This is a genomic window from Mycobacterium sp. NGS34 (assembly GCF_059812845.1).
In genome coordinates this window covers 461,117-472,611 of record NZ_JCALDM010000001.1, presented here as the reverse complement: position 1 = coordinate 472,611, position 11,495 = coordinate 461,117, and the positions used below count along the sequence as shown (strand labels likewise).

The 11,495-nt window shown below is 70.1% G+C and carries 8 protein-coding genes; 6 read left to right on the top strand and 2 right to left on the bottom strand.

The annotated features are described in order from the left end of the window. Positions 1–2: 2 nt before the first annotated feature. From AC5Y7V_RS02335 to AC5Y7V_RS02325, 3 genes are read left to right on the top strand one after another with little or no spacing between them, the layout of a single operon-like run. Positions 3–1,709 carry a thiamine pyrophosphate-binding protein gene (locus tag AC5Y7V_RS02335; RefSeq protein WP_499878430.1) on the top strand — a complete coding sequence of 569 codons (1,707 nt, stop codon included), beginning with the start codon at positions 3–5 and terminating at the stop codon, positions 1,707–1,709. Between the two features lie 16 nt (positions 1,710–1,725). Continuing rightward, positions 1,726–3,150: an aldehyde dehydrogenase family protein gene (locus tag AC5Y7V_RS02330; RefSeq protein ID WP_499878429.1), complete on the top strand. Its 1,425-nt coding sequence runs from the start codon at positions 1,726–1,728 to the stop codon at positions 3,148–3,150. A 25-nt stretch (positions 3,151–3,175) separates the two neighbouring features. After that, positions 3,176–4,333 carry an NDMA-dependent alcohol dehydrogenase gene (locus tag AC5Y7V_RS02325; protein WP_499878428.1) on the top strand — a complete coding sequence of 386 codons (1,158 nt, stop codon included), beginning with the start codon at positions 3,176–3,178 and terminating at the stop codon, positions 4,331–4,333. Here the strand turns inward: AC5Y7V_RS02325 and AC5Y7V_RS02320 are convergent, their stop codons facing one another. Then, positions 4,334–4,795 (bottom strand): SRPBCC family protein, encoded by a 462-nt coding sequence (locus tag AC5Y7V_RS02320; RefSeq protein WP_499878427.1) that lies wholly within the window; start codon positions 4,793–4,795, stop codon positions 4,334–4,336. It lies immediately after the preceding gene. After that, entirely contained in the window at positions 4,792–5,652 is an 861-nt protein-coding gene (locus AC5Y7V_RS02315) for a rhomboid family intramembrane serine protease (protein WP_499878426.1), read from the bottom strand. Before AC5Y7V_RS02315 ends, AC5Y7V_RS02320 begins: the two co-directional genes overlap by 4 nt. Positions 5,653–5,705: 53 nt before the next feature. Here AC5Y7V_RS02315 and AC5Y7V_RS02310 point away from each other — a divergent pair, with 53 nt between their 5' ends. The 3 genes from AC5Y7V_RS02310 to AC5Y7V_RS02300 all read left to right on the top strand — a co-directional run bounded on the left by AC5Y7V_RS02310 (position 5,706) and on the right by AC5Y7V_RS02300 (position 11,495). Beyond that, positions 5,706–6,077: a nuclear transport factor 2 family protein gene (locus tag AC5Y7V_RS02310; RefSeq protein ID WP_499878425.1), complete on the top strand. Its 372-nt coding sequence runs from the start codon at positions 5,706–5,708 to the stop codon at positions 6,075–6,077. 43 nt (positions 6,078–6,120) lie between these two features. After that, on the top strand, positions 6,121–6,345 hold the full coding sequence (locus tag AC5Y7V_RS02305; protein ID WP_499878424.1) for a hypothetical protein: 225 nt from the start codon (positions 6,121–6,123) through the stop codon (positions 6,343–6,345). Between the two features lie 320 nt (positions 6,346–6,665). Continuing rightward, positions 6,666–11,495, top strand: a complete 4,830-nt coding sequence (locus AC5Y7V_RS02300; RefSeq protein WP_499878423.1) for a cation-translocating P-type ATPase — start codon at positions 6,666–6,668, stop codon at positions 11,493–11,495.

The following is an 11,495-nucleotide window of genomic DNA, read 5'->3' as shown; positions in this document are numbered from 1 at the left end:
CGATGGCCGTGCCCGTCTACAAGCGCATCCTCGACCTGTTCGAGGCCGAGGGCGTGAACACGCTGTTCGGTATCCCGGACCCGAACTTCGTGCACATGTTCACCGAGGCCGACGCCCGCGGGTGGTCCGTCGTCGCGCCGCATCACGAACTGAGCGCGGGATTCATGGCCGAGGCGGCGTCGCGGATGACGGGCAAGCCCGGACTGTGCATCGGCACGCTCGGCCCCGGCGTGGCCAACATCTCCGGCGCGATGATGTGCGCCCTGGTGGAGAACTCGCCGGTTATCTTCCTCGGCGGCCAGCGCGCCCGCATCACCGAGCGGCGGGTCCGGCGCGGACGCATCCAATTCGTGCAGCAGGAAGGCCTTTTCACGCCGTCGGTCAAATACAGCAGCTCGATCGAGTACGCCGACCAGACCGACGAGATCATCCACGAGGCGATTCGGCGGGCCATGTCGGGCACCCCCGGACCGGCCTACATCGAGTACCCGTCGCACGTCATCCTCTCCGAGCTCGACGTGGCGGATCCGCTGCCCCCCGAACGGTATCGGCTCGTCAACCAGACCGCGGGTGAGCGCGAGGTGGCCGAAGCGGCCAAGTTGATCCGGGCGGCCGACAGCCCGATCCTGTTGGTCGGGCACGGGGTGCACACGTCGCGCACCGGTGCGGCGGTGCGGGAGCTGGCCGACCTCATGGCCTGCCCGGTGATCCAGACCTCGGGCGGCACGTCGTTCATCGAGGGTCTCGAGGACCGCACCTTCGCCTACGGATTCTCGCCCGCGGCCGTCGAGGCGGTGGTGAAGTCTGACCTGTGCGTGGCGCTGGGCACCGAGCTCGGCGAACCGAGCCACTACGGCAGGACCCGCCATTGGGCGCAGAACGACGGGAAACGCAAATGGGTTCTGGTCGAACAGGATCCGGTCGCCATCGGCGTCAACCGTCCCATCGACGTCCCCCTGGTCGGTGACCTTCGCGGCGTGGTGCCCCAGCTGGTGGAGGCGCTCCGCGACAGCCCGAGGAAACCGTCGGTCGACCTCGACCGCTGGATCTCCGACGACGCGGCGGAGCTGGCGCAGCTCGCGGAGAACGCGCCGACGGGCCGGACGCCCATACACCCGGCGCGGTTCGTCGTCGAGGCCACTCGAGCGTTCCCGAAGGACGGCATCATGGTCCGCGACGGCGGCGCGACCGTCATCTTCCAGTGGACCTATTCGCAGGCCAAACCGCGCGACGTCATCTGGAACCAGAACTTCGGCCATCTCGGCACCGGCCTGCCGTACGCGGTCGGGGCGTCGGTCGCCGAGGGCGGCAAGCGCCCGGTGATGCTGCTGACCAGCGATTCGGCGTTCCTGTTCCACATCGCCGAGTTGGAAACCGCCGCGCGGCAGAAGCTTCCGCTGGTGTGCGTGGTGGGCGTCGACCACCAGTGGGGCCTCGAGGTGGGCGTCTACAAGCGCACCTTCCCCCAGCCGTCGCCGCAGCCCGGCGTGCACTGGAGCAAAGACGTCCGCCTCGACAAGGTCGCCGAGGGCTTCGGCTGCCACGGCGAGTACGTCGAGAAGGAGGACGAGATCGGCCCGGCAATCGAGCGGGCCTACGCCAGCGGCAAGACCGCCGTGGTCCACGTCTGCATCGACCCGAAGGCCAACTCCGAGGAGATGCCCAAATACGACGAATTCCGCACCTGGTACGCGGAAGGCACCCAGTAGGGAGTAAGGAGTAGTCATGCGCGAATACCTGAAGTTCTACATCGATGGCCGCTGGGTCGACCCGGTGCGGCCAAACACGTTCGAGGTGGAGAACCCGGCGACCGAACAGGTCTCCGGGAAGATCTCGCTCGGCTCGGCCGCCGACGTCGACGTGGCGGTCAACGCCGCCCGGCGCGCCTTCGACGACTGGTCGCAAAGCAGTCGCGAACAGCGCCTCGAGTTGCTGGAGGCGATCCTCGCCGAATACGGCAAGCGCGCGGGCGATCTCGCCGAGGCGGTCACCGAGGAAATGGGCGCCCCGCCGTCGCTGGCCGCCGGCCCGCAGGTCCAACTCGGGCTCGGTCATCTGGTGACGGCGATCGACGTGCTGAAGAACTTCTCGTTCTCCGAACAGCACGGGGCGACGCTGATCGCCAAGGAGCCGATCGGCGTGTGCGGGCTGATCACGCCGTGGAACTGGCCGCTCAACCAGATCGCGGTCAAGGTGTACCCGGCATTGGCGACCGGGTGCACGATGATCCTCAAACCGTCCGAGGTGGCGCCCTTCTCGGCCTACATCTTCACCGAGATCCTCGATGCCGCGGGCGTCCCCGCCGGGGTGTACAACCTCGTCAACGGCGACGGTCCCGGCGTCGGCGTCGCCCTGGCCAGCCACCCCGACATCGACATGGTGTCGTTCACCGGGTCCACGCGCGCCGGCGTCGAGGTGGCCAGGAACGCCGCCACGACCGTGAAGCGGGTGACCCAGGAACTCGGCGGCAAGAGCCCCAACATCGTCCTGGACGACGCGGGCTTTGCCGACAGCGTGCGCGCCGGCGTGGCCAACATGATGCCGAACACCGGGCAAAGTTGTAACGCGCCGTCGCGGATGCTGGTCCCCAATTCGCGGATGGCCGAGGCCATCGACGTCGCGCGCGAGGTCGCCGAGCAGGTCAAAGTCGGCAGCCCTGACGACAAGAGAGCGATCGGGCCGGTGGCCTCGCAGGCGCAATTCGAAAAGGTTCAGCGCCTGATCCAGACGGGCATCGACGAGGGCGCGACCGTGGTGGCCGGCGGGCCGGGCCGGCCGGCGGGCCTGGACAAGGGTTACTACGTCAAGCCGACCGTCTTCGCCAACGTCACCAACGACATGACGATCGCGCGCGAGGAGATCTTCGGCCCGGTGCTGTGCATCCTCGGCTATGACGACATCGATCAGGCCGTGCGGATCGCCAACGACACCGATTACGGCCTGGCCGGCTACGTCTCGGGGGCGGACCTCGACAAGGCCCGGGAGGTGGCCCGCAAGATCCGCGCCGGCTGGGTGACGATCAACCACGCCTTCGACATGAACTCGGCGTTCGGCGGCTACAAGCACAGCGGCAACGGCCGCGAGTGGAGCGAGTTCGGATTCCACGAGTACCTGGAGGTCAAGAGCACCCTGGGCTACGCGCCCCAGTAGGCCGCGCGCTACCGGGGAGGTTGCCATGAAATGTCGTGCCGCCGTATTGCGCGGCGTCGGCGAGGACTGGGAAGTCCGCGAGATCGTCCTCGACCCGCCGCGCGCCGGCGAGGTCCTGGTGCGGATGGCCGTCGCGGGAATCTGCCATTCCGATGACCACGTGTTCACCGGCGACGTGGTGCCGACGCCCGAGGTGCTGGCCGCAAGCGGTCAGCCCGCGCCGGACTGGTTCCCGCTGCTGGGCGGCCACGAGGGCGCCGGTGTCGTCGCCGAAGTCGGGCCGGGCGTGACGACGGTGCGGCCGGGCGACCACGTGGCGCTCTCGTTCATTCCCGCGTGCGGCGATTGCCGGTTTTGCGTCAACGGTCAAAGCTACATCTGCGACATCGGCGCGAGCCTGTTCGCAAGGGAGATGCCCACGGACGGGACATGCCGCCGGCACCTTGGCGACGAAAACCTGTTGGCCTATGGCCAACTCGGCACCTTCGCGGAATACGCGGTGCTCTCCGAGAGGTCCGTCATCAAGATAGACGACGCGATCCCCTTCCACGCCGCGTCACTGGTCTCGTGCGGCGTCAGCACCGGCTGGGGCTCCGCGACGGTCTCGGCGGGCACCGAACCGGGCGACACCGTCGTCGTCATCGGGACCGGCGGCGTCGGAATGAACGCGCTGCAGGGCGCCCGCGCCGTCGGCGCCACCTACGTCGTCGGCGTCGATCCCATTGATTCGAAGCGGGATTCGGCCAAGATCTTCGGTGCCACGCACACCGCCGCCTCCGCGGAGGAGGCGATACCGCTGGTGAAGGACATCACCGCCGGCGTCATGGCCGACCGCGTCATCGTCACTCCCGGCGTCGTGCACGTGGACTTGATCCCGCTGGCGATGGCGCTGCTGCGCAAGGGCGGGGTATGCGTGCTCACCGGCATCACCCCGTACACCGAGCCGCCGGTTCCGCTGGTCCTTCAGGAGATGACCCTGTCGGCCAAACAACTCAGGGGCGCGCTGTACGGGGGGATGAATCCACGCACGAGCGTGCCGATGCTGTTGTCGCTGTACCAGGCGGGCGCGTTGAAACTGGACGAACTGGTCACCCGCCACTACGGGCTCGACGAAATCAACGAGGCGTTCAGGGACCTGCGCGACGGGCGCAACATCCGCGGGATCATCGATTTCGCCGGGTGATCACGCGGATTCGAAGTGGCGCCGGATCCCGGCCAGCATCTCGATGTGGGCCTTGACGGCCTCGCGCGTCGTCATCGCGGCGAGCGGCCGGGGTGCGGCGATCCGGATCCGCTCGGTGATGCGGGTGCCGCCGTCGATCGGCGCGAAGGTCACCGTGCCGCGCAGCCGCACCCCCGGGGACTGGTCGGCCTCGGTGTTTACCTCGCCGTCGGCCCGGACGTGTAGCCGCGCGTGATAGGTGATCCGCATGCGCAGCGGCCCCAACGGAATCCGGTCCACCACCCGATAGCTCTGCAGGTACCCTTCCGGCGTTTCGGTGCGCGACGTGGCCTGCACCGACACGATCAGCGGATGCACGATCTTGATGTTGTTGAGGTCCACATAGAAATCGCGGACGTCGCCGGGCGCAGCGGGCACCTCTTCGGACAGCTCTGCTTCGGCGTGCGCCGTCCACCAGCTCACAGATACAGCTCCGCGGCGAGAACACCTGTGCGCCACCAGATCAACGCCGCGAACACACCCAACACCAGAACGGTCACCGAGGCCTGGATCAGGTTGCGGCGTTCCCTCGACGCGTAAACGTAAGCCGCGGCGACCAATCCGCCGGTGGCCAGGCCGCCCACGTGCCCCTGCCAGCTGATCCGTTGGGAACTCACGGCAGGAGCGACGAACGTGTAGAGCAGGTTGATCACGATAATGGCGACAACCCAGCGCATGTCCAGGTTGAGCCGCTTCGCCACCACGAAGGTGGCGCCGAAAAGGCCGAACACCGCGCCCGATGCGCCCGCCGTCGCCGTGTTCAGCGTGATCAGGTAAACCAGCACGGACCCACCCAGCAGGCTCAGTGCGTACAGTGCGCCGAAGCGCAGCCGGCCGAGCAGCAACTCGAGCGGTGGGCCCACCACGTACAGCGCCCACATATTCAGCAACAGGTGAGCGGCGCCGTAATGCACGAACGCCGAACTCACCAATCGGTACAGCTGACCGTCGGCGACGGCGGGCGGCCACAGGACGAGCTGACTTTGCAAGCCCCGCACCGACATCTGCAGTGCGAACACCACCACGTTGATCGCGATCAGCGCGTAGGTGACCACCGGCGCGCCGGTCCGCTCCCGGCCACCGAATTGCGTCCGGGGCTGCCGAATGCTTCGGGCACCCTCCTGCACACATTCCACGCATTGGTGACCGACCGCGGCGGCGCGCATGCAGTCCGGGCAGATATAGCGTTCGCAGCGGTTGCAACTCAAGTAGGTCGGACGGCCAGGGTGCCGATAGCAGACGCCCGCCGACTGCCACTGTGGTTCGCTGGGGCTGGTCACGGCACCAATCTTGCCTGTTCCATCGTCTGTTGAGTTGTCTTACTGTGATTTCCGTGGAGTCGGGGTCGGGCACCGTCGAGCGCTACCTGGAATTCCTTGCCACCCACGATTGGGACAACCTGGCCACCACCATCGCCGAGGACGGCCTGACCCGGGAGGGCCCGTTCTGCGATGTCGTCGAGGGCAAGCAGCACTACGTCGCCTACCTGCGCAAGGTGTGCACCACCCTCAAGGGCCACAAGTTGGAAGTGCAGCGGGTCTCGCACGTCAACGATCGCCTGTCCTACGTCGAGCTGACCGAGACGTTCGAGATCGACGGCGTCGGCGCGACGTGGCCCGAATGCATTCTGTTCGAGCGGGGCGACGACGGGCTGATCTCTCGCGTCAGCGTGTTCTTCAAACAGCGACCGGCCGACACCACCTAGCGGTTCTATTCCCTCGCTCGGGGAATTGACCTACCGTGGACGGATGGAGGCAGATGGAACCCCGGAGTCGGTGGCGGTCGAGAAATTGCACTCGGGCGACCCGATCACCGATTGTGGTCAGCGGTACATAGTTCTCGAATCCAAAGCCGTCGGCGACAGCTGCGTGGTTCTCGAGCTGGAGTCCAGAGTGGACCATCAGCTACAGGTCATCGAGAAGTCCTTCCCGGCCGGGTACCAGGTCGACAGGGCGAACCACCGGATCTTGTAGACGGAATTTTCCATCCGAACATGCGCGCGTAGCCGTTCGACGGCTACCGCGCATTTGTGCTTTTTGGCCTTCCCATTCGCCCGTCGTTCGAAAAACCGCCTCCGCCAATGCGGTTCGGCGTCGCGTTCTCCCAGGTTTGGTGTGTCGCGAACCCGGTAATCTTCCTGACAGGAAGCGATTGCATCCCCTGGTAACCGAGCGAGTCCGACGCGCCCACTCGCTGGTGCTATCGCGCGGCCGTCTATCCGGCCCATCTGTGGACAGGCCACTGGGACGCCAGGATCATTAGGCGCGGGTAGACGGGTTTGAAGGGTGACGGAATGAGGATTCCGGGTGTCGCCAGCGTCGTCGCTGGCGTGACCGGCGGAGCCGCGCAGGTGGTACGAGCCGGCGTCTCCACTGCGGCCGGCGCCGCGGGCGCGGTGCAGATGTTCGCCAGCCCGGTGCTAGAGCTGGCCAGCCCGGTGGTTTCGTCGATGGCCCACACGACGGGCCGGGCGATCGGCATCAGCCCCGCATCCAACGGCTCCCCCGACGGCGTCGCCCCGCCGGTGCGCTGGCACAGCGGGCGCCGGGTGCATCTGGACCTGGACCCGCTGCTGCCGTTCCCCAGCTGGCACGAGCACGCGGCGGTGGTGGAGGAACCGGTTCGCCGGATCGCCGGGGTGGCCACCGCCCACGTCGAGGGCGCGCTCGGCCGGCTGGTGGTCGAACTCGACGGCGACGCCGACGCCGATGACGTCCTCGACGAGGTCCGGGAAACGGTTTGCGCCGTGGCCGCCGATCTCGCTTTCACCGGACCCAAGGCGGTGAGCCGCACGGCGCCGTTCGCCGACCCGGGTAACCCGTTGGCGATCCTGGTCCCGTTCACCGCGGCGGCGATGGACGTCGCGGCCATCGGGGCCGCGGTGACCGGCTGGCTGGGCCGGCTGCCCGTCGCGCCGCGCAGCGCGCGCGCCGCGGCAGCCCTGCTGAATCACCAGCCGCGGGTGGTGGCCGTCCTGGAGTCGCGGCTGGGTCGCGTCGGCACCGACATCGCGCTCAGCGCCTCGACGGCCTTGGCCAACGGGCTGACCCAGGCGGTCGGCACCCCGATGTTGGACTTGGCGCAGCGCGGCCTGCAGATCTCGGAGGCGTCGGCCCACCGTCAGCGCTGGCGGGAGCGGGAGCCCCAGCTGGCCTCGCCCGATCGGCCGCAGGCGCCGGTGGTGCCCGTCATCTCGTCGGCCGGGCCCAGCTCGCAGGCGCCGCGGCACACTTCGCCCGCGGCCGCCGCCGGCGAGGTATCGCACGTCATGGTCGGCGGCGCGATCGACGCCGCCATCGACACCGCGAAGGGTTCCATGGCCGGGCCGGTCGAGGAGTACGTCGACCAGGCCGCGAACGCGTCGCTGATCGCCGCGGCCGGCGCGCTACTGGCCGGCGGTGGCACCGAGGACGCGGCCGGGGCGCTACTGGCCGGCGTGCCGCGGGCCGCGCACGTGGGCCGTCAGACCTTCGCCGCCGTGCTCGGGCGCGGGCTGGCCAACGCCGGGCAACTGATCCTGGACCCCGGCGCCCTGCGCCGGCTGGACCGGGTCAAGGTGGTCGTCATCGACGGGGCGGCGCTGCGCGGCGACAACCGCGCGGTGCTGCAGGCACGAGGCGACATCCCCGGTTGGGATGAGGACCGCGTATACGAGGTCGCCGACGCGCTGCTGCACGGTGAAGAGGCGCCCGACCCCGACCCCGACGAATTGCCCGCCACCGGAGCCCGCCTGCGATGGCTTCGGGCCCAGGAGCCGTCGGCGACGCCCGCCCAGGGCCTCGAGCACGCCGACCTCATCGTCGACGGCGAACGCGTCGGCGGCGTCGACGTGGGGTGGGAGGTCGACCCGTTCGCGATCCCGCTGTTGCAGACCGCCCACCGGACCGGGGCGCGGGTGGTGTTGCGCCACGTCGCCGGCACCGAGGACCTGACGGCCAGCGTCGCCGTCAGCCATCCGGCGGGCACCCCGCTGCTGCAGTTGGTCCGCGATCTGCGAACCGACCGGGGACCGGTCTTGCTGATCACCGCCGTGCACCGGGACTTCGCGTCCACCGACACGTTGGCGGCGCTCGCCGTGGCCGACGTCGGGGTGGCGCTCGACGATCCGCAGGCCGCGACGCCGTGGACAGCCGACATCATCACCGGCACCGACCTCGCCGCGGCGGTGCGGATCCTCTCGACGCTGCCGGTGGCCCGGGAGGCCACGGAATCGTCGGTGCGCCTGGCCAAGGGCGGCAGCACGCTGGCCGGGTTGTTGCTGGTCACCGGCGAGCCCGGCACCACCAACCCGTTGGCCGTGCAGCGCTGGCTCAATCCCGTCAACGCGGCCGCCGCGGCCGCGTTGGTGTCGGGCGTCTTCTCGGCCACCCGGGCGCTGCGGTTGCCGGATCCGACGCCGCAGCCGCTGACCGCGTGGCACGCCCTGGACCCCGAAATCGTCTACTCGCGGCTGGCCAGCCGGACGCGGCCGCTGGCCGTCGAGCCGGGGGAGGCGCCCTGGCGCCAGGTGCTCGACGACCTGTCCTACAACCCGCTCGTCGCGCCGCTGCGGGGCCCGGCCACCCGGGTGGGGCGGCTGCTGTCCGCGACGCGGGCCGAGCTCGCCGACCCGCTCACGCCGATCCTGGCGGTGGGCGCGGCGGCCTCGGCGATCGTCGGCAGCAACGTCGACGCGCTGTTGGTCGCGGGCGTGATGACGGCCAACGCGATCGCGGGCGGGGTGCAGCGGCTGCGGGCCGAGGCGGCGGTCGCCGAGCTGTTCGCCGAGCAGGACCGGCACGCGCGGCGCGTCGTGCTGCCGACCGTCGCGACGGCGCGCCGCCGGCTCGAGGCGGCCCGTTCCACCGAGCGAACGGTGACGGTGAGTGCCAAGTCGCTGCGCCCGGGCGACATCATCGACCTGGCCGCCCCCGAGGTGGTGCCCGCGGACGCCCGCCTGCTGGTGGCCGACGACCTGGAGGTCGACGAGTCCTTCCTCACCGGTGAGTCGCTGCCGGTGGACAAGCAGGTCGATCCCGTCGCCGTCGCGGACTCCGACCGGGCCAGCATGCTTTTCGAGGGCAGCACAATCGTCGCCGGCCGCGCCCGGGCGATCGTCGTGGCCACCGGCGCCGGCACCGCCGCGCAACGGGCGATGTCGGCGATCGCCGACGTCGAGTCGGCCGCCGGGGTGCAGGCGCGACTGCGGGAATTGACCAGCAAGGTGCTCCCCCTGACGCTTGCCGGCGGGGCGGCGGTGACCGGATTGGCCCTGGCGCACCAAGGTTCGCTGCGCCAGGCCGTCGCCGACGGCGTCGCGATCGCGGTGGCCGCCGTCCCGGAGGGCCTCCCGCTGGTGGCCACCCTGGCCCAGCTCGCCGCGGCCCAGCGGCTGTCGCGGCGCGGCGTGCTGGTGCGCACCCCACGCGCCGTCGAGGCGCTGGGCCGGGTCCAGACCGTGTGTTTCGACAAGACCGGCACGCTGACCGAGAACCGGCTGCGCCTGGTCCGCGTGGTGCCGAAGGGGACCAGCGCCGACGGGCCGTTCCCGGATCCGAGCGACCCGCACGCTGCCGAAGTGCTGCGCATCGCCGCGCGCGCGTGCACCCAGCCGCACAACGGGCAGGGGCATGCCCACGCCACCGACGAGGCCATCCTGACGGCCGCCAATTCCCTTGACGGTGAGGGTGATTCGGAGTGGACCGTGCTCGCCGAGGTGCCGTTTGAATCCAGTCGCGGCTACTCCGCCTCGATCGTCGCCGCGACCGCCGCGACGGCGGATCCGATGCTGAAGGTCAAGGGCGCCCCCGAGGAGATCCTGCCGCGGTGCCGGTTCGCCGACCGGGACGGCGGCCAAGACCATGCCGAGTCGTTGGTGTCGGCGCTCGCCGGTCAGGGCCTGCGCGTGCTGGCGGTGGCGCGGCGCCAGTGGGACCGGGGAACCACCGACGAGGACACGGACGCGGACAACGTCGACGCGGCCGCGCACGACCTGGAGTTGGTCGGCTTTGTCGGATTGGCGGACACCGCGCGCCCGTCGGCGCGGCCACTGATCGAGGCGCTGGTGGAAGCCGGGCGCAGGGTCGTGCTGATCACCGGCGACCACCCGATCACCGCGCGGGCGATCGCGCGGCAACTGGGGCTGCCGGCGGACGCGCGCGAGGCCACCGGGGCCGAACTCGCCGCGCTCGATGAGGACGCCCGCGCCAGGCTCGCCGCGGACGTGCAGGTCTTCGCGCGCGTCAGCCCCGAGCAAAAGGTGCAGATCGTCGCCGCGCTGCAGCGCAGCGGGCAGGCGGTCGCGATGGTCGGCGACGGGGCCAACGACGCCGCCGCGATCCGCATGGCCGACGTCGGCATCGGCGTCAGCGGTCGGGGTTCGTCGGCCGCCCGGGGGGCCGCCGACATCGTCTTGACCGACAACGACCTCGGCGTCCTGCTCGACGCGCTGGTCGAGGGCCGCGGCATGTGGGGCGGGGTGCGGGACGCGGTCAGCATCCTGGTCGGCGGCAACGTGGGTGAGGTGCTCTTCACGATCATCGGGACCGCGTTGGGCACCGGCCGGGCGCCGGTGGGCACGCGTCAACTGCTGCTGGTCAACCTGCTCACCGACATGTTTCCCGCGCTCGCGGTCGCCGTCACGCCCCAGTACCCGCAGCCGGAAGACGATGAGGACGGTTCCGACCGCGACGCCGAGGAGATGCAGCGGGCCTTCCAGTTGGCGGCGCTGTCCGAACCCTCGCCGTCACTCGACGCGCCGCTCATGCGCCAGATCGTCACCCGGGGTGCCGTCACCGCCGCCGGCGCGACGGCCGCCTGGGCCATCGGGCGTTGGACCCCGGGCACCGAACGCCGAACCGCCACAATGGGTCTCACCGCGCTGGTGAGCACGCAGCTCGCGCAGACCCTGCTGACCCGCCGGCACAGCCCGCTGGTCCTAGCCACCGCCCTGGGCAGCGCGGGTGTGCTGGTCGCCATCGTCCAGACCCCCGGTGTCAGCCAGTTCTTCGGCTGCACACCCCTTGGGCCGGTCGCCTGGTCCGGGGTGATCGGCTCGACGGCAGGCGCCACCGCCGTGTCGGTGCTGGCGCCCAACTGGCTGGCCAACCGGGTCGCCGCGCTGGAGCCCAAGGACAAGCGCTAG